The 19,948-nt window shown below is 46.5% G+C and carries 17 protein-coding genes; 8 read left to right on the forward strand and 9 right to left on the reverse strand.

The window, feature by feature from the left end:
• Positions 1 to 66: 66 nt before the first annotated feature.
• The 7 genes from D9A03_RS10705 to D9A03_RS10735 form a co-directional block, all read right to left on the reverse strand.
• Entirely contained in the window at positions 67 to 546 is a 480-nt protein-coding gene (locus tag D9A03_RS10705; RefSeq protein WP_120497170.1) for an L-2-amino-thiazoline-4-carboxylic acid hydrolase, read from the reverse strand.
• Between the two features lie 59 nt (positions 547 to 605).
• Positions 606 to 2,075, reverse strand: coding sequence for a hypothetical protein (locus tag D9A03_RS10710; protein ID WP_120497171.1), 1,470 nt, complete (start codon positions 2,073 to 2,075; stop codon positions 606 to 608).
• Between the two features lie 123 nt (positions 2,076 to 2,198).
• Positions 2,199 to 3,836: a GMC oxidoreductase gene (locus D9A03_RS10715; RefSeq protein WP_120497172.1), complete on the reverse strand. Its 1,638-nt coding sequence runs from the start codon at positions 3,834 to 3,836 to the stop codon at positions 2,199 to 2,201.
• Positions 3,836 to 4,312 (reverse strand): hypothetical protein, encoded by a 477-nt coding sequence (locus D9A03_RS10720; protein WP_120497173.1) that lies wholly within the window; start codon positions 4,310 to 4,312, stop codon positions 3,836 to 3,838. Before D9A03_RS10720 ends, D9A03_RS10715 begins: the two co-directional genes overlap by 1 nt.
• 69 nt (positions 4,313 to 4,381) lie before the next feature.
• Positions 4,382 to 5,131, reverse strand: a complete 750-nt coding sequence (locus D9A03_RS10725) for a phytochelatin synthase family protein (RefSeq protein ID WP_120497174.1) — start codon at positions 5,129 to 5,131, stop codon at positions 4,382 to 4,384.
• Positions 5,128 to 5,460 (reverse strand): c-type cytochrome, encoded by a 333-nt coding sequence (locus D9A03_RS10730; RefSeq protein ID WP_120497175.1) that lies wholly within the window; start codon positions 5,458 to 5,460, stop codon positions 5,128 to 5,130. Before D9A03_RS10730 ends, D9A03_RS10725 begins: the two co-directional genes overlap by 4 nt.
• A gap of 29 nt (positions 5,461 to 5,489) precedes the next feature.
• Positions 5,490 to 7,025, reverse strand: coding sequence for a multicopper oxidase family protein (locus tag D9A03_RS10735; protein WP_120497176.1), 1,536 nt, complete (start codon positions 7,023 to 7,025; stop codon positions 5,490 to 5,492).
• A gap of 326 nt (positions 7,026 to 7,351) precedes the next feature.
• Here D9A03_RS10735 and D9A03_RS10740 point away from each other — a divergent pair, with 326 nt between their 5' ends.
• The 8 genes from D9A03_RS10740 to D9A03_RS10780 all read left to right on the forward strand — a co-directional run bounded on the left by D9A03_RS10740 (position 7,352) and on the right by D9A03_RS10780 (position 16,271).
• Positions 7,352 to 7,924, forward strand: a complete 573-nt coding sequence (locus D9A03_RS10740) for a 2OG-Fe(II) oxygenase (RefSeq protein ID WP_120497177.1) — start codon at positions 7,352 to 7,354, stop codon at positions 7,922 to 7,924.
• A 592-nt stretch (positions 7,925 to 8,516) separates the two neighbouring features.
• On the forward strand, positions 8,517 to 9,572 hold the full coding sequence (locus tag D9A03_RS10750) for a TIGR04552 family protein (RefSeq protein ID WP_120497179.1): 1,056 nt from the start codon (positions 8,517 to 8,519) through the stop codon (positions 9,570 to 9,572).
• 212 nt (positions 9,573 to 9,784) lie between these two features.
• Positions 9,785 to 10,204 carry an antitoxin Xre/MbcA/ParS toxin-binding domain-containing protein gene (locus tag D9A03_RS10755; RefSeq protein ID WP_120497180.1) on the forward strand — a complete coding sequence of 140 codons (420 nt, stop codon included), beginning with the start codon at positions 9,785 to 9,787 and terminating at the stop codon, positions 10,202 to 10,204.
• A 1-nt stretch (position 10,205) separates the two neighbouring features.
• Complete coding sequence (locus tag D9A03_RS10760) at positions 10,206 to 10,667, forward strand: RES family NAD+ phosphorylase (protein ID WP_120497181.1); 462 nt, start codon at positions 10,206 to 10,208, stop codon at positions 10,665 to 10,667.
• 180 nt (positions 10,668 to 10,847) lie between these two features.
• A complete protein-coding gene (locus tag D9A03_RS10765) occupies positions 10,848 to 12,899 on the forward strand; it encodes a methyl-accepting chemotaxis protein (protein WP_120497182.1) in 2,052 nt (683 codons plus the stop codon).
• Positions 12,900 to 12,953: 54 nt separating this feature from the next.
• Positions 12,954 to 13,256, forward strand: coding sequence for an STAS domain-containing protein (locus D9A03_RS10770; RefSeq protein WP_162938085.1), 303 nt, complete (start codon positions 12,954 to 12,956; stop codon positions 13,254 to 13,256).
• Positions 13,257 to 13,468: 212 nt separating this feature from the next.
• Entirely contained in the window at positions 13,469 to 14,698 is a 1,230-nt protein-coding gene (locus D9A03_RS10775; RefSeq protein ID WP_120497184.1) for a PP2C family protein-serine/threonine phosphatase, read from the forward strand.
• Positions 14,699 to 14,903: 205 nt separating this feature from the next.
• On the forward strand, positions 14,904 to 16,271 hold the full coding sequence (locus D9A03_RS10780) for a tryptophanase (protein WP_120497185.1): 1,368 nt from the start codon (positions 14,904 to 14,906) through the stop codon (positions 16,269 to 16,271).
• A gap of 147 nt (positions 16,272 to 16,418) precedes the next feature.
• Here D9A03_RS10780 and D9A03_RS10785 read toward each other — a convergent pair whose 3' ends face one another.
• Together D9A03_RS10785 and D9A03_RS10790 are read right to left on the reverse strand one after the other, a co-directional pair.
• Complete coding sequence (locus D9A03_RS10785) at positions 16,419 to 17,792, reverse strand: hypothetical protein (RefSeq protein WP_162938086.1); 1,374 nt, start codon at positions 17,790 to 17,792, stop codon at positions 16,419 to 16,421.
• A gap of 133 nt (positions 17,793 to 17,925) precedes the next feature.
• On the reverse strand, positions 17,926 to 19,914 hold the full coding sequence (locus D9A03_RS10790; RefSeq protein WP_120497187.1) for a nitric oxide reductase activation protein NorD: 1,989 nt from the start codon (positions 19,912 to 19,914) through the stop codon (positions 17,926 to 17,928).
• Positions 19,915 to 19,948 lie beyond the last annotated feature (34 nt).

Here is a 19,948-nt window from a genome sequence, read left to right on the forward strand (position 1 = left end):
TTGGTTTGAGGCCTAGTTGTATGTTGGTAAGCTCTTGGGTCCAAACCTAATTTTCTGGTGCAGGGCTTAATCTTTTTTGGAACTGTAATGATAGCGAAAATCACAATGACTTGCGCCTTCCATAATGGTTTGGCTGCGATTTAGCTTTATTTGCGGATCATAGCCTGTACAAAAAGTTCCGTCGCGGCTACAGGATAAAATGTGACCGATTTCACCTAAGCCCATTTCAGTGTACATTTCAGCAAAGCGACAGCGAGTCACGTTATAATCGACGTTATTTTCATTTTCCTGAAGAATATCAACCTCAAGCGCACCATTTGCCATCCACTGTGGCAATAGAGCATGAAAACTTAATAGTGATGTGGGTTTTTCTTTGGCCTCTGCATAGGCTTTACCGTGTGAAATCGCATTCTTAACAATTGCATTCTTCAAAATTGACTTTGCCCGCTTAGAACCAATTTCGGCAACCATCTCATCATAGATTGGCTTGATTATATTTGCCTCTATTCGACGCTGCTCTAGTATTGGTGAATCAGTTTTGCTCATGTGCTATTCTGTTTTTCTATCTGGCACGTTTTTTTATGGATGATTATGGTATCGTGTTTTCAAATTACAGCGATGGTTTTCTGTGATTTATGTCTTAAATAAAGCCCCTCAATACAAGGAATCAGGGCGATGAGGATAGCAATGACCTGTGCGTAGAAGATAACGCGGTAGGCTTCGACTTCCTGCAGGCCATAAAGCTTGGCGCCCTGGTACACGATCTCGAGGATTTCGAGACCAAATTCAGTCCCAAACATAATCACCAGTGCGGGTAACAAAGCCATCACAGGATTACCGCGACATTCAGCCATAACAACGCCGACGATGACGGTGGTGACCAGTCCCATGCCTGCCTGAGCAACCATTTTTGAAGTGTAGAAAAAAGATGCATCAACGGGCAGGTCTGGATAGCGAATAAAACCGAGTGAACCGATGAGCAAGAGTAGAATGCCTGATAGTAATAACACGGGCATCAGACGGGGCCAACGAACAAAGAGGGCTCCACCAAGGGCAACAGCCGCAATCTGGGATGCAGCCCCCAAAGAGGCCCGATCTTCGATCAGGGTTGGGGCGCAGAGGTGCCTGATAAGATAGGCACCATCAAAGAAACCTGTCGAAGGAACTTCCAGGATAAAGAGGCCGATAAGTAAAAAGGTTGCTGTGGGGGGCAGGCCTTTTCGTTGTTTTTCATCCCCGATATTATTGAGGACATTTTGCTGTCTTTTCTTTTTGAGTTGCAATCCGGCAATTAACGCGATGACAAAGAATGCCCCCATAAAAGACAGGCTTATGGCCGAAATCACGCCAGCAAGAGAATTGGACAGGGTCCAGGCCTCAAAGGCAGCAATAGTAACAATGATAAAACCAATGGTTTGCCAATCAATCTTCTCGCTCGACAGGGTTTCCCTGTTGGTTGTCGAAGCGTTCGTTGTTTGAGTAGGGGATGATTTCAGGACAGTCTTGGTCAAGAAGAGGTAAATGACTGGAAAGATCGCAAAAATCAGAAAGTAATTCCCTGTACCAATATCCAGAGCCACATACTTTACAAGCTGTGGTGTAATGAGAAAGGCAACAGGTTGTGCCGATGTCCAGATCGTGGTCAGGAAAACCCGTTCATGTTCATTATCCACATCGTTAATGGCAAGTTGTGCGATGGGGGCAAAGAAAGAGATAAAGAACCCGCCCAGTGCGAAGGTAATGATTACCATTAACTCGCGAACGAAGAGTGCAGGCCCTAATGTCATGGTCAGGCCTAGGGCCGCGTAACACCCTGCGGCCACCAAGGCCGAGACAGATGCTATCTTGTGTGCCCGTTGACGGGTTAGCAAAAAAGGGGCGACTGCCAGTGCCATAACGGAACTACCAATCAGCAGTTCGACGAGGATCTGGGTTTTGTCGACAGAGATATTCAGGAAACTGGCAAATTCGCCCTCGGAAACAAAAACTGTTGAGGTGACAACAGATTTCAATGCATTTCCGAGGAAGACAAAAGAGAGAATTGCCAGGCTGACAACACTAAACAACCTGTTCATGAAGTTAACACCTTTTCACTAAGCACATGTCCGAAAATACATGCCCCGGAACATATACCCCGGAACATATGCTCGGCTTGTCTTCCTGTTTATCACCGAAAACTCTTTTCCCGATGGGGTTCGTTATGGGGTTTGGGCCAGTTTCTTTTCCATGTGTCCTGCCGCACGTATGGCGAGCGCCGCGATCGTCAGCGATGGCGCATTCACCGGTGTGGTGACATGACTGCTGGAACCAATGATATAAAGGTTGTCGTGATCGTGCGCAACCAGATCAGCATTGACCACAGAGGTTTTAACGTCGGTTCCCATGCGCGTTGTGCCGCCAATGATGGCATTGGACAGATAAGGATCGTTGTGTTTGACCTCTGTCGCCCCCATGTTCTTGAAGACTTCCAGATTGATGTCCAGACCGACCTTGAGGCCTTCTTTGGTATAGTCATCCATCTTGAAGGTAATCTTGGGCTTGGGGATACCTGCGGTGTCCATTTGATCAGAAAGCTCAAGCCGGTTATTTCGATCCGGCAAGACCTCTGCTGAAGAATTCAGGCGCAAGTGGCGGGAAACTTTTTCATTGATCTGTTTTGAAAGCTCTGCACCGACAATGCCTTGATCAATAAGATCATGGGCCATGTTGATGGCATCACTGTTCCCTGACCAACCGTTATTCATAAAGGATGTACCAATGGCGGCCATCTTGCTTCTGAATTCACCATCTCGTCGCTCGACTAGACCAGATGTCTGTTGTGGGCCGCGATAGGGGAAGACAGGGTCCGGGGTGAATCCGGTGGTATCCTGATTGGCTTGGGTCAGTAGATAGCGCCCGACAGAGTCAGAAGAATTTGCAACACCTTTGCTTGCGGTTTCTTGCTTTGAGTTGAGTAGAAGTCTCGGGTTTTCGATGGCGTGACCACAAAGAGCAAAAGCCTTGCCGCCAACCCAGAAGGTTGATCCGTCCGGTTTTTGAACCTTGACGCGTGTGATTTTCTGATTTTTATCAACTTCCATAAAGGTCACAAGGGCATTGACCTCGACACGAGCGCCTTCTTCTTCTGCCTTCTGTGCATCCACAGATGCATCGTATTTAGCCCCAATAGGGCAGATTGGTACACAGGTATTGTTACCACAGCAAACAGGACGGTTATCATAAATCACAGAGTTACGGGCATGAGAGAAGATCGCCGAATGCAAACCCATTTTGGTAAGGGCCTTGGTGACTTGCTTATCCAGATAGGTTTCGGGAATAGGCGGCATCTGGTAAGGCGTTTTTCTAGGTGCGCCCCAGACGTGATTTGGATCACCGGCAACGCCCCAGCGCTTTTCTGCGATTTCGTAATAGGGTTCCAGAAGTTCATAGTCAATGGGCCAGTCTTCGGCCACGCCATAGAGGCTCTTCATGCGAAAATCTGCCGGACGAAGACGATCTGCGAAACCTGTCCAATGCCATGTTGTACCGCCAAAGATACGTAAGTAAGCCCCGATGAAGAGGTTTTCTTTCAATGTATCTTTGTCCTGCACATAAAAATCTGCGTACTTGTTGTCTTCGGGATGTGGTGCGGAAGGAATACTTGGGTAAGGGGCTTGAGGACCCTTGACCGGGTTTTCATAGAAAACTTTGAGGAAGTCATCACGCGGACGCCTGTCTCCAGCCTCCAGGATCAGGACGTCAATGCCTTTTTCGCGCAGAGAACGGGCAAGGTGTGCTCCGGCCATACCGGCACCGATAATGACCACATCGGCGTTCATTTTATTTTCTTTTGCCATTACATCACGCCTCCCTTAAGCGGACCATGTGTCCAGTGCCCAAATTTAGGCCCGCCGCAAATGCCGGGTGCTTTTGCAAAAGCAAGAGATGACCAGGCCAGTGACCAAGGATAGTACGGGACAGTTGTTGTACTGTTACCCTTATCATCTGTTCGGGTGACCTCGCCGGTATAGAGAACCCGGGCAATCAGCTTTGTTTGTTCCTTGAATTCATCGCTGGCGTTGATCAGGGCCTCGGTAATCGAGCGCCCGTCAACCATCTGGATAAAGGTATTCATGGCGTCTTGTCCATAGACGGCGAGGAATTCTGTCTCGACAGCACGGACCATGTGATCGGCGATATCAACGACACCGCCAATCTGACGAACTGCTTCGCCAAATACCCGCGAACCCGACCCCAAGCTCAATGCCTGTGCCTGTCCTGCCAAGGGGATCAGCGCTGCAGAGGCCAGTAAAGAGCGTCTGCTTAGTTTCATGTGACTTCTCCTGACGACCTCTATAGAGGTCTTTCTTTTTTTATGTAGGCCCTTGATGATCTGGTGGATCTATTGACTGACGATGACGGCACCACGCGCTCTGTTCGATGTGGAATCCTTGTCCATCATCGCGCCATATAGTTCGGCGATTGTTAGCCACACTGGTGGGTATTTATAGCGGGCTACATCCATAACAAGCACGCGATCTGTATCGGCATCATAGGCCGCAACAGGTGATATATGTCCGCCACCAACTTGACCAATTGGTTTGCGCGAATAGTTGGCGACAAAACGCTTGTTTGGATCGGCAAGTGTTTTGGTAATGGTTTCACGCAGCCAGTTTTCGTCAAAGTCATCAGCGTGTTTAAACTCTGCTTTTGCCCCCAGATTAATGAAGAATTGGGCCAGTTGCGGCAATTCCAGTCCTTCGTGTTCAACCATAGCATAGGATTTTACCTTCTGGTTCTCCGGGGTGAAGATTGAGACCTGGGTAAAGAGAGGCCAAGGGTAAAGTTCCGGTGGTTGCGGGCGCTCGATATCCAGCGAATTCATGACGCCGGCAATTGATGCTGGCCCACAGAAAGTCAGGATATGCTCACTTTCCAGATAGCTCGCCAGTTTTAGGTAATCAGTCAGAATTTCTGCATCGCGGAACAGCTGCTCACCCTCTGGGGAGGTCAGATAGATGTTGTTATCTACCCTGGCGGTGCTATCAGCCTGTACGGTGCTGGTAAGAGATCCGGCAAGAGACAGAGTAACAAGAGTGGCCAGGACAATTGTATTCAGAGTGGCAACTGTATTTAGTAGGAACTTTCTCATTTCTGTTCTCCAAACCATTTTGCGAGTTCTTCAATATCTTTATCGGTGAGGTCTTTGACCATTTCCTGCATGACAAGCGCTTGTCCACCTGTGCGCTGTCCGTTTTTATAATGTCGCAATGCATTTGCCAGATAGATCGGCTGTTGCCCGGCGATGATCGGCACATCAGCCAGCGCCGGACGGCCATCTTCACCGTGACAGGAAAGGCATTGTGAGCCTGATGCAGGGATAGGCGTAGGAGCGGGAGTATCTGCCACCACTGTGTTTCCAAGGAATATACCACCAACCAAAAGGGCACTGGTGGCGTAAATTGTATGTAATTTCGTCATGTTTCAGTAATCCAGTTCGTTGCGCGGGTCTAAGCTTCGATATTCACATTAATCATCATGCCGGTGTCTTCGTGGGGAAGAATGTGGCAGTGCATGACATAGCGACCAGAGAAATCCAGAAAACGGGTCCGGAAGGTCACAGAGCCTGCGGCAGGAACCCCAATAGTATCCATCCACGGTTTGTCCGGATCAGGGACACCATTGATTGATCTCACCTGAAAAGGGTTTACGTGGATATGGATCGGGTGTGGAAAAGGCGTTGTGTTGATTAACGTCCATTCTTCGACAGCGCCAACCTTGGAGACCACATCGTCGCGCTTGGGGTCAAATGGCTCTCCATTAATGGTAAAGAGCGTATCGTGGAAGAAACCCTTCACATCTTCGACGCCTAGAACAATCTTGCGATGACCTGTCAATTCGTCGTCTGTGATATCGGTCAATATCTGGTTTTTGGGCAGATCACCTTGCGGAATGGCCCGTCCAAAGGGAGTGCCCGCCGGAATCCGAGGATCATCTTTGGGAATGACAAAGACATTGGCGAGATGTACTGGTGGTAAAGATGCTTTGCCCTGATCAAACATCGGGCGGCGGAGGACGTAGGCACCGGGCTTAACAGCTTTGACCAATACATCAACGCGATTGCCAGGGGCGAGATGAATTTCTTCTCGACGCTGGGCCTTGGGCAACGGGTTACCATCGCGACCAATTTCGTAAATTTCCAATTCGTCCATTTTGAAGGGGAAGAACTGAGCGTCACCAGCATGCAGAATACGCCAACGCTGAACTTCGCCCTCGCGGATATAAATTCGGGGCTGGTATTCGCCATTGACCAGAAAGTTGCGTTCCGCATCAAGTGGCCAGATTGGATCTTCGGCATCAAGTATGCCATCGACACCGGGGATCGGGGCCTGAATGACAAGAACCCGTTCCACGGCCTCTTTGATTTCAGGGACATCATCCAGTGTACCTGTGATCACTGCCATGCCCGCAGCACCTGAGGCTACCTGTGCTGAAACAGAACCGTGGCGGTGTGGGTGATACCAGTAACTCCCCGCGGGGTGATCATCAGGGATTTCAACAACATAGTTAAACTTCTGATCCGGTTCGATATTCAGATAGACGTTGTCGCTGTTGCCTTTGGGACTGACGTGAAACCCGTGATAGTGCATGTTTGTGGTGTTGAAGTGATTTGGAATGTTCACTTCGGTTGGTTGATCCGGTGAATTTTCCGGCATGCGATTTTCAAACGCGAGTTCGAGTGTATCGCCGGGATCAATGCGCAATGTCGGACCGGGCAGGCTATTGTTGAAGTTTCGTAACAGCGCAGTACCACTGGGCAGCTCAACCTTGTTATAGCTCATATATATCTGGGCCCGAAGTTGACCATCCACAGATCGTAATTCGGGCGGATTGCGCAGGTCGTCAGAAATCCCCAGCGGCGATGTGCTGGCCTGGACTTCCTGTGCGTAACTGAAACCGCTGTCTGTGATACCTTTGAGCGCGATACCGCCAGCTGAAAGGGCGGCAGCCCCTTTCAAAAACGTTCGCCGTTCTATTTTTTTCATTTAATTTAATTCCCCTGACGACTTAATATTGAGGCGAAAAATACTAATGTGTCGTTAACGTGAGCAGCATATCATAAGTTAGCTGGCCACCGTTGATCTTTGTTATTATTTTTATGTTCTTATGTTTGAAATGATGTTTTGATTTGTAATCATAAGTTGTTGCGATTTGTTCTTATCTCTCTGAAATAGATCATTCTTTCCCAGAAGAGGATGCACAAATCCGTAAAATTATAGAATTTCTTTTTAAATTTTTTCTCTTGTATTTTATGACTGATATACCCACAACAGAATTGTGCATTTGTTAAATTTTGTGAGCTATCGTTACCATGAAAATGACTCGTCCCTGTGTGAGGGAAAAAGTACTATCCCCCAGGGAGTGTCAGCAGTTAATTGATTTGTTTGAAGCTTCATCAGATGTGGCCGATGCCAAGCTGGCTGGCGGGGTTAAAAGCGCACTTCGTGAGTGCAGCTATTTATGGTTGGATGATACGGACGAAACGTCCTGGGTTTTCAAAAAACTTGCCGGACTGGTGTCGAGGGTTAATCAGGACTGGTTTCAGTTTGATTTGAAAGACTTTAAAGAAGGCCTGCAACTGATCAGATACGATGCACCGGAAGATCCGAAAGCACCAGCTGGTCACTATGGCGCACATATGGATATCGGTGCGTCTGGTTCCACGGTTAGCCGAAAATTATCCATCTCAATCCAGTTAAGCCACGGCGCAAGTTACAATGGTGGTGAATTGAGCGTGGATAACGAAGGCAAAGATTGGACTGCCCCAAAAGATCAGGGAACTGCCATGATCTTCTCTAGCTTTTTACAGCATCAGGTGCATCCAGTGACAAAAGGCACACGCTATGCTTTGGTGGCGTGGGTACACGGACCAGCCTTTAGATGAATTTCTTTTAATTTCACATATTGGTTAAATCCTCCGACTTCAGTCGGATAGAGATGTAATCTTGCGCCAAAGGCGCTCACTACACTGAACCCTTCGACTTTAGTCGGAGGAGGTTCAGTTTAGATACTTGGTAGATATCAGGTTGTTATGATCAGTTAGTTGTGCCTGTCGCGGGACATTAGCAGCGTTTGTGATTAGATTTTAAGGTTACTCCTTTTATCGTACCTTCTTTGGTGGTTCTTATTTTTGTCTTGGAATAAAATGGAAATTCTGAGCTTCTAGCTTGATTATTCACAAGCTTTTGATCTGTTACCAGCTTGATAAAATTATCTCCGAAATCAGATATAATATGCCTCTTAATTTGGATGGCTTTTTAAAAACAAGGCGTATTCTATTGGTTGGAAATAATGGTCTCATCACCTTGGGCAGTTTTAATAGACGGCTTTTATTCTGTCTGGCGAATTTAATCTTTATTTAGCTTTCATTTGTCAGAGTGTCCGCTTGCTTGCGAAGTCAGTTTGTTTTTACCCCACCAATCGTTTGCCTGAGCGCGCTATTCAGGTGAACGAGCCATTTGGGAAATTCTGATTTAATGAACGAAGAACTCAAACTCTGGGCTGGCGCATCGTTGAAGACGGTGCTTAATGGTCAATCCATTATAGATTCCCCGCGATTACAGGTTTCCTCGCTTGAAGAAGCAGAAGCTTTTCTGGACTGTTATGGCTATGATTACGATCAGTTAGAGGATCGACAGGAAATTGAAGCTATACGTCAGGAATCTATTGATTTTATCGAAGATGTCTTATTGGAAGACGGTGAGGAAATTCCATCACTGGTTCGTAATCAGGAAAACATCCTGCACTTGTTAATGTGGGTATCAGAGCCAGAAGCAACAGAACGTTCGCGGTGGAGCTGTGCCTTATTACGTGTCATGCACACCTATGCGCACTGTGGGTCTTTTTTTAACGAGCATTATCACGGGCAGGTTCAGGATCAGATTTTTAGTCGGTTTGAGCAGCATATTCGCTATACGTCCAACGGTATTTTTATTGGTGACATTGAGCTTGTTTCCTATGAAAGCCGGGCGTCAAAATCACGAAAATCTGCTGTGCTCAAGCTGTTGCACAAAGCTGAAAATGTTGCTGCTGATATCTTTGACTGGATCGGTATCCGCATGGTGACGCGCTATCCGCTGGATGCGCTGCGGGTTCTTTGTTACCTGCGGAACCATAATGTTGTGATGTTCGCCAATATCAAACCATCACGGTCTCGAAATAGTCTGATTGATGTTGATTGGGTCGAAGAACGCTGGAAAGGGGTTGATGATCTGGCACAGGTCAGTGCGGATCTACAGGAAATGGAATACCCCAAGGAAGTCGGGCGGATGAGTGATAATGTCTTTAGTGGTGATAGCTATCGTGCTTTGCAGTTTACCTGTCGCCAGCGGATTAAGCTAAGGGACACAGACGGTCGGCCGCGCCGTTTTTACTTTCCCTACGAAATCCAGATACAGGATGAAGAAAGTTATCAGACCAACCGAAATGGCGAAGCATCACACGAACAATATAAACAGCGTCAAGTGAGATCCGCCAGATACCGTGTTCTGGGCACCCTCTGTCGTAAAATTAATCGAGACGTGGCGTCTTGAAATCACTTTGAGTGTTTTCCAGCGTAACGTGCTCTGAATTATAGTTGTATGTAGAGGTACCATTCAGTGGGTGTATTTCATTAATTATCAGGGCTAAGTATCGGGCATTTCCTCAAGTATATTTCATATAAATATGACATATGTCCATTGACATAACGTCATTTGTCGCTATTTATTGTAGATAAGATATTACTATCCTTTGAGAGGTGACCATGTACGCGACGGAATATGCCTTGCTTGGGGGCAATGCCAAGGCAATGAATACCACGGAAAATGCATTGAATGTAATCCGGCAGGGGTTGCCGGTGGATATGATTGATCATGCCGGGGATGTTTTACGTGTGGCCAAAGGTGATCTCGTGCCGCTGATCGGGGCAAACCTGCGCAGTATTCAACGTAAAAAAGGTGATGGATACCTTACCCCACAACAGAGCGAGCATACCTTGGCGATTATGGGGGTTCTTACTTCTGCAACTGACTATTTCAATGACCGCGAGACTGCATTAGAATGGATGAAAACGCCGCAAATCGCATTAGGGAACAAAAGTGCCTTTTCCTATCTGGATACAATGGCTGGTATCAATTTTGTAAATGACATCATCAATCGCATGAAGTACGGGATGACAGCCTAAAGTGGAACTCTATCGGCTTACCCATAAAAACTATGCTGATTTGTCGGGGCAGGGCGGGCTATATGGCTCCGGGCGCTGGCATCACAAAGGTCTGCCCGTTCTCTATACGGCATCATCCCGTTCACTTGCCGCGCTGGAACGCTTCGTACATGAAACAGCTTCGACACTACCACAGTTAGTCATGCTTACTATCTGGATACCAGATAATCTCTCTCTTAAGCGAGTTACGGAAAAACAATTGCCTAAAGGGTGGGATCAATTGCCTGATACCTTTGTTTCCCGCAACTTTGGCGCGAAATGGTTGCAAGAGGGTAAAGAAGCAGCTTTGGAAATCCCCTCAGCCATCGTGAGGGATGAATACAACATTCTGATTAATCCCAGTCACCCGGAAACGGCAGACCTAAAAATACTGGAAAAGACTAATTTTTACTATGATCCTCGCCTCCAAAAGATGATCAGATAAAGGGAAGATACAATCCCTCGAATAATTTTCCCTCTTTTATTCGTGGAATTAGAGAGGAAAACCTAATGATTTACTCGGATATTACAATTAAGTGTTACATTCTGTTTTTTAATTAACTAAAAATTTACAAGGTAAGGTTTCAAATAAGCCTGAATATAATATTATTTAGGGCGCAACTTCATGGCCGATAACACACCCACGCTTTCTCCAAAGAATATTAGTGCGTTAAAACTTCTTTCAAATCTGAAAATAAACACCAAGCTTTTAAGCAGCTTTGGTGTTGTCATCCTCATATTTTTCTCTGTTATGGGATTGGCCTATTGGAACTTCGTGAAAGTTGGTCATGAAGTCGAGGAAATGGAGTTCGCAGCCAAAGAATTGGAATTGGCGACAAATATTGAACTCAAATTCTTGAAGATGAGCCGGGCGGCGCGCGCCTTTGTTCAAAAAGGTGATGATGCGTCAGAAGCCGCGACACATAAATACGAAAAAGAAACTGCCGAGGCAATTAAACTCGCCGAAGAAGGCATTCCGATCGAAGAGCATCAAAAGCTGATTTCTGATATCAAGGTGGCGTTTGAATCTTATTCCAAGGATTTCCTGATCGTTGCGAAGAAAAAGCATGAGTTTTTGACATTGGTTGATGAGGAACTGGAACCTGCTGCTGATCTTATGATCAAGGATCTGGATGGCTTGATTGCTGATGCGCGGGAAGAAAACAACGCAAAGTTAATGGATCTGGCTTTTGAAGCCCGGGAGCATGCTTTCCTTATTCAGGTTGATACAGGGCGATTGCTGTTCGAAGGCAAGAAAGAATACGCAAAAAAGGTTTCAGATGAATTTGCGTTATTTGATAAGACTTTGAAGGCGGCAGAACCAGAACTTCATACGGATCACGAGCGCGAGCTTTATAAAGAGTTACAGGACCTTAGAGCAAAGTACGAAGAAACGTACGATATTGTTTTGAAAGATCAGATTGAATTGACCGAAATGATGGACGTTGAAATGCCGAATTTTTCAGCGATCATATTAAATACATCAGAAGAATTGGCCCATGTTGCCGCTGAACATGAGCACGAAATTGCGGTTCAGGCGCAGGGGGAAATTGCCTTGGCGGAGCTGGAGCTGGTTGTCGTTGGTGCTGTTGGATTGGTTGTCGCAATTGGAATAGCTCTGGCTTTGGGACAGGTTATTGGTGGTCCTGTGAGGGGCATGACCGTAGCAATGCAGCAACTGGCAGAAGGCGATAAAACAGTTACTATACCTGCACAGGATCGCCGTGATGAAATTGGCGAAATGGCGGTAACTGTAGAAGTCTTTAAAAACAATATGCTTGAAAGCGAGCGTCTGGCGAAAGAGAAATTGGAAGAGGAAGCTGCCAAGTTACAGCGGGCCGGGGAAGTGGCCGCGGCAATCAAAGATTTCGAAACTCAGGCCGCAGATTTAATTGCACAGGTCATGGATGTGGCTGAACGTATAGATGGTGCGGCGGCATCATCAGGTACGGAAACAACGAAAACAGGTAATCGATCCTTTGAGGTCGCCATGGCTGCGGAACGTACATCATCCAACGTTGATTCGACCGCTGCAGCAGCAGAAGAATTGTCAGCTTCCATTTCTGAAATATCGCAACAGGTAACCCAGTCTTCTACAATCGCAGAAACAGCGGTTACAGAGGTTGATCAAGCGACGAATATGGTTCGTGGGCTGGAAAAAGAAAGCCAGAAGGTCGGCGAGGTCTCAGAAATGATTTCTGCGATTGCGGAACAAACCAATCTCTTGGCACTTAACGCAACGATTGAAGCCGCCCGTGCCGGGGACGCCGGAAAGGGATTTGCTGTTGTCGCATCAGAGGTTAAAAACCTTGCAACCCAGACAGCAAAAGCAACTGAGCAGATTTCTTCAATCATTAATACAATCCAAAGTTCTACGGGCGAGTCTGTAACGGCGATTGAACGTATTGGCAGTGTTATGGATGAAGTTAATACGGCAACAACAATCATTGCTAGTGCGATCGAAGAGCAAAATGCCGTTACACAAGAAATTGCACGGACAGCAAGTAGTGTTAGTTCGGACGCAAACATGGTGCTGGATAGTGTGGGTAACTTGACAATGTCAGCAGCACGTTCTTCAAGAAAATCTGTTCAAATGTTATGGGAAGCCAAATCTCTTGATGAAACGATGACGACTTTCCGGATAGAAATTCAAAGTTTCTTAAAGTCTGTTAGCTAAGATTTTAAAAGCTTTACGGTATTACTGATTATTATATTAGAGGATTCTAGGACATTGGATTATTCAACAACACAAAATGGTAATACGGTCTCCATTTCTTTTCGCGGGGAATTCGGATTTTCTGATAATCCCAAAACACAGCAAATTATCAAAGACGTGAAAGAAAGTAGCTGCTCAGGCTATTCCATTGATTTGAGCGGGCTGGAATCAATTGATTCTGCAGGTCTTGGTATGCTTTTGCTGATCAATGATGCGGCTGAGGAAGGCGGGAAAAACCTGGAACTGTGTAGTCCGACAGGACAGGTTCGGAAGATGCTCGAAATTTCCAAGTTTTCAGAAATCATTTCGATCAAGTGATAAATACGGTGAAGGGATGATCGTATAAAAAGGTGGGTTTTATATATTTGTTATTAACCGTTTCAGGAAAGATAATCGTACCTGAAAAGTCGTCGCCGAAGGAAAGAAAACAACCTGGCTCTTGCCTGATAATTAAAGGGTTGTGAATTTAACTGGTTTGACAGAGGAGAATTGAGGGCTGCTTCTGTTTATGTGTGGTATTAGGCTTGTGTATGGAAATCATTACTAATGCTGGATCTTCTCATGGTTCAGTCGGCGAAAATCAGGATGACGTATCGGTAAAACTGGTTGATGTAAAAACCTGCCATATCCTGGTCGTTGATGATGAGATGCTAATCCGTGAGTTGATCAAGGCTCAATTAAGTTCAGCCGGGTTTGTTTCTATTGATGTTGCCGAAGACGGACTTGCCGGGATTCAGCGGATTAAGGACACCAGGCCCGATCTTGTTATTCTTGATATTCAGATGCCGGGTATGACCGGTATAGAGGTTCTGAAACAAATAAGAGCAGACCCCGTTTTTGATGACATGCCGATCATCGTGGAAACAGGGCACGACGATAAAGCGTTCCGAAATGAAGTTTTGCATGCCGGGGCCACGGATATTATTTCAAAGCCAATTGATTTTAAACTTCTGCGGTTGCGTGTTCGGACCCATTTGGAACACCGCCTTCTCTTCACAAACCTGAAGTCCTATCAGCAAAGAGTTGAGCATGAATTAGAAGCAGCCCGGTCCATGCAGCTACAGCTGCTGCCCCGCGAACATGATATTCTGGCCGTTGAGGAAAAATATGGAATCAAGCTCGACTGGCATTATAAACCGTCATCTGAGCTCAGTGGCGATTGTTGGGGCGTACATCCAATCAGTGATACAAGCTTCGGAATTTTTATCGTCGATTTCACCGGACATGGCGTTGGTGCTGCGGTAAATACATTTCGTTTTCACACCGTCGTAAAAGATCTGGAACCAGATGCCGAGAATCCGGCACGGTATCTGGAAAAGTTGAATGATCAGTTGATCGATCTCATACCACGTGGTCAGTTCGCGACAGTGAATTATTCAATAATCAATGTTGAAAAAAATACACTAACCTATGCTTCGGCCGGACATACAGCGCCTGTTATGGGGGCTGCTTCAATAAATGAAGTCTTCCTAGGCATCCCGGATGGATTGCCAATTGGTATCAAGAAGTCAATTGAATTCCAGGATCACGAGATTGCTCTGAACCCCGACGGATTTTTGCTTTTGTACTCGGATGCTCTGATTGAAACGCCAGATGATAACGCCACGCCACTAGAGGATGATGGACTTGTGAAACTGGTACATAAAACTCTATCCCAATCAAGCGAGAAAAGACCACTGGAAGACCTGTTAAACAGTTTTTATGCACGTTCTGAAATCCCCCCAAATGATGATGTAACTGCTATCTGGATTCAGCGTTAAACGGTTTTACAGGTTTTGATCATCGATTTGGCGCTTGAAACATCCTTCCTGAGAAGTTATTTTTACGGGGTATGAATTTGGGCGCTGAGCGCGGCAGGCTGATGAGCAGCAGGCAACCGCGGCGCTTTGCCCCGATTGGAATACGGTCTTTATCTTCTTTGCGGAGTGAAGCATCTAAAAGGGGCGAAAGCGGAGAACCCTTTTGATGAAGACCATAATTGAACCCTTTCGTATAAAATCTGTAGAACCTATTCGCATGACAACGCTGCAAGAGCGTCGTGATTTGTTGAAGAAGGCCGAATATAACCTTTTTAAACTGCATTCTGATGATGTGTTGATTGACCTGTTAACCGACAGTGGAACATCGGCCATGTCATCGCGGCAATGGTCTGCGCTGATGGCGGGGGATGAATGCTATGCAGGATCGCCGTCATTCTATCGTTTTGAAGCTGCTGTGCGGGATTTGATGGATTTCAAGCATATTATCCCGACGCATCAAGGACGCGCGGCTGAGGCAATCCTTTTCTCTATTCTGGGGGGCGAGGGGAAGCACATTCCATCCAACACACACTTTGATACCACACGGGGGAATATTGAAAATAGCGGGGCGGAAGCCACGGACCTCGTAATCGAAGAAGGCAAAGACCCGGCAGTGATCCATCCCTTTAAGGGCAATATGGATTTGGGCAAGTTGGAAAGCTATCTGGGGGAGTATGGTGATAAAGTGCCCTGTGTCATGCTGACCATCACCAATAATGCCGGGGGAGGGCAACCTGTGTCATTGGAAAATATCCGTGGCACAGCGGCACTGGCGAAACGTTTTGGGAAACCCTTTATCATTGATGGCTGTCGCTTTGCGGAAAATGCATGGTTTATTCAACAGCGCGAAGCCGGGCAGGGTGACCGGACAATCAAGGAAATCGTGCGTGATTGTTTTTCCCTTGCAGATGGCATGACGATGTCGGCGAAAAAGGACGCCTTTGCCAACATTGGTGGCTGGCTTGCGCTCAATGATGATGAGTTGGCAGAAAATTGTCGTGCACGTCTGATCATGACAGAGGGTTTTCCCACCTATGGCGGTCTTGCTGGACGGGATCTGGACGCGATCGCACAGGGATTGACAGAGATTGTTGACGAGAACTATTTGCGGTATCGCATTCGCACCAACGAATATATTGGTGAACGGCTGGATGCATTGGGCGTGCCTGTGGTCAAACCTGCGGGGGGACATGCGGTCTTTATCGATTCCCGGAGCTGGTTGTCACATATCGCACCGTTGCAATACCCTGGACAGGCGGTTGCCTGTGCACTTTACGAACTCGGTGGTATCAGGGGGTGCGAAATTGGCACGGTTATGTTTGGACGTGCCCCAGACGGATCTGAAAAGCCTGCGGCTATGGATCTGGTACGTTTGGCCATCCCACGCCGGGTTTATACGCAATCCCATGCAGACTATATGGTTGAGGTCTTTGAAGAGCTTTCTGCCATAAAAGATACCTTGCCGGGATATCGTATTACCGAAGAACCCAAAATGCTGCGCCACTTCACGGCAAGTTTTGAGCCTCTTCTTTGATGCGGTGATAAGAGATTAAAAGATAGTCTTTATCGAAGAAACTCAAGCTCGAGAGAGGGAAGGTTTATGACCTCTTTCGAGCTGTGAGAGAGTGATTCTATTCAAGAGAAGAAAGGTTTTTTAGCGAACGATATAGTGGCGTGATCGTTAGACGATATTCCATTTTTTCTTGAGGGCAATCTGGACCTGTTGCATACGCAGGAAGAAAGTGCCTTCTTCTGCGCCTTCATTTTCCAGCCATTTGACCAAGGGGTGCAGACTTTTAGAGGCAAGCATCATACTGGCACAGGTTTTGATTTCTGGCTCAAATCTTTTCTGATTCAGACGGCTGATCATTTCACGGAAATTTTCGAACATTTCTTCGATTTTCTGGATGTTACCGATTTTTTTCTGCGCTTCAAAGATAATCTGTTTTGCCATGTGAATAGGCTGACGGCCCAGTTCTGCGGCAATCAACGGGCGTGCTTCGAGCATTGCATCGCGGGTTCGGCCTGATCCAATACAGATGTCCTGTAATGCTTTATAAGTTAACAGACTGCGTTCCTCACCAACGGCATGGGCGGAAAGGGCAATGATGTCAAACTCCAGCTCTTCGGTTTCATTGACGATCTGATCGATTTGCAAGACAATCTGGCTATGATCATTGCCGTATTTGGTCGCGTTCTGAATTTCCTTGATGGAATGAAGAAAGCGCCCTTTGTTGAGGGTGTAAAAATGCTTGATCAGTACAAAGCCGGCTGTTTGCGGCAGGAAGTATTCATTAATTTCGGAATGAAGTTTTAGCTTGTCGCGCAATTCCTGGACAAGAAGTTCTTCAGCGGTAAATTCTTCTGAAATTTCAGATTGATCGGAAGATTTTTTTGCGGTGATACTATGTTCTATGGATATGGCCCAATCCAGGAGTTTTGTGACTTGTTCGTCAATATGGATCACATTATCTTCGAAGAAAGAGGCATGATTTTTTCCAACCCCGATGACATCACGGGTCAGAGGTTCATAAATTGTGGTCTGGATCTTTTTATTGCGAAAGCGTTGGGTAATAAGCTTGGTTATAAGATCCCGAATGCCAGACGCGTAGAGCGTGGCATAGATACACAGGGGATGAACAGCAAATTCGCGGCGACCTTTTCTAAAGCCGGGATGGGCGGAAACTTCCCCCCTCATCAATGATAGATTGTTGGCAATTTTGCTGCAGATGTGATTGACCAGTAAATATTCCGCACGCAGATATTGATAGTCGTCATATTCGCTTGGTTCATCCTTTTGATAAAGCTCTGGAATAATCTTTTGCGATATGGATTGTGCCAGTTCCACGCGACCTGGATGAACGGTAGATTTCAGGCTGTTCAAAAAATCCAAGAGGTCAGCAATAGATCGCCGGGCTGTTGCTGGATCTATGGTATTCTTAACCGTTATGCGCAGGTCTTCGATGACCGCGGCGACAACTTCGCTGACTTCGGTTTTATCAGAATTACTATTAAGCCGTGCAAAGCGTTGTAAGGATGGCAATGAGGCAGCCATGAGATCTTCCATATCCAAGAAACCGTCGTAAATGTAGCACCTGAATGATGAAATAAAGTTAACAAGCTGTCTTTTCTAGCTTTTTTTTAATTTTTTGTTTCGAATTTACCAGAAATTCTCGGAATATTTGATGTTAATTTGTCGCGTTAACCAATTGCCTGTAAATTTTTGGCAGGGCCTGAGAGAGGCGGGCAGCATTCCCAACGATGTGATAGGCTCCACGTCCAAAGATTGTAGGGAAATAGTCTTTTGCCTCCTGATCTATGGTGACACCAAAGACTGTTATGCCTTTGCGACGACATTCCTGTACTGCCTTTCTGGCGTCTTCAATACCGTAACGGCCTTCGTAATGATCCACGTCATTGGGTTTGCCGTCTGTCAGGATCAATAAGAGTTTCTGCTTGTTGGGTCTGATATCCAGTTCCTCGGCCATGACCCTGATCGCGGCACCGATACGGGTGTAATATCCGGGCTTTAGCGCGCCAACGCGTTGCATAACCTTATCATTTAATGGTTCTTCAAAACCCTTTACCCGATCCAGACGGATATAATGACGCTTGCGGGATGTGAAGGTATGTATGGACAGATCGTCACCTGCGGCATCCAGACCATTGGCCAGAATAGCAAGAGACTCTTTTTCCACATCGATCACCCGACGATCATCCAGCCAACTATCTGTTGAGAGGGAAACATCCATCAGGATAGAGACAGCAATGTCACGATCAATCTTGCGGGTATTGACATATATGCGGTCTGAACAAATCCCGCTTGCCTTTAAATCGCCCTGTGCCCGAACCAGTGCTTCGATATCAAGGTCATTGCCTTCGGGCTGTGCGCGTAAAAGCTTGCGATCATTTTTGAAGGCCTCAAACTGTCGACGGACCAGACGAATACGTTTGCCAGCTTCCTGACCTAATTCCCATCCCGTATCTTCGTCAGATGCTTCCCGCATGGTGATTGCGCAGTAGTTGGGCAAAAAAGCATTTTTGCGATAGTGCCATTCATGGACAGTTCGTTTTGCTTCTATTCGACTTTCATCCAGCTCATTTGCCGGTAGGTCCAAATCCATCTTGATTTGGGTAGCAACCTTTTCTTTGTGATTGCTTAGGGTGATGCGGTCAATATCATCGGCTGTTTCCAGGGCGTCCTCTTCTTCGTCTTCTTTGATGTTTCTGTCCAGATTGATTACATCAGATACGGCCATGAGTTTGTCGTAAACGCTGACGAAAAACCCATCCCCCTTTTGTGTCTGATCCAGTTCCTGCCGTTCTGCCCGGCGTTTTTTTTTATCCCGAGAATGCTTGTTGGTACCGCTGCCGCTCTCTGTCTCGGAAGAGCTATTGGTAGAGGCAGTCGGGATGACCTCACCCCACAAAGGAACAGGCAAGAAAGGACGATAGCTCTGTTTGGCTTGCTCAAATCCACTGAGATCTAGATTTGTTGATGCCAGATCGGCCAAGGAGGGGCATTGAATGATCGCGAGGTACAGCTTGGCGCGATCAGAAAAAGCTGAGGACTGTTTTTTTGTATTGTGATCAAGCAAATAAAGGATGGCATCTTCAAGAGCTTTTTCCTGATCGGGCAAGTAGTCCCGTTTGGGGCGTAATTCCAGCAAGTTCTGGCAAAGCGATCTATAAACTTTCCGAAGGCCGGGGAGTTCATCCAAAATGAATAGAGAGACCTGATATGCCTGACGAATGAAAAGGATATCGGCTAACAAAGGATTACTTATATCAATAGGTTTTTCGTTTTGATGTTGAGAAAAGAAAGCTGCAAGCCAGAGATAGAGATCTCGATTGAGGGATCTTTGTGGAAAGAGAGCAATTTGATCGGGCAGCATCATGGTACGACCGTCAAGGGTCGGGCGAGAGAGCTTTTCGATGTCGATGCCCAGCTTTTGGCGAAAGGAAAGGCGGTGATTGGACTTTTCACTGCCACTGGCGGCAATCTCAACGGCGTTTTCCCCACCCAAAGCTCGAAAGAATACGCTGAGCAAAACCTTAACGTCATCCAGTACCACAGCCTGATCAGCAAAAGCAGGATAGCTTTCTGCATTGGCAATAAGTTTGTGCCATTGTCGGCCCACAAACTCTTCTACCTCTATCAGTTCCATTATACCCATGACGCGACTTTCTTCTTTTATTTTTAACTTTAGC

Source organism: Kiloniella sp. EL199 (genome assembly GCF_900313065.1).
GTDB lineage: Bacteria > Pseudomonadota > Alphaproteobacteria > Kiloniellales > Kiloniellaceae > Kiloniella.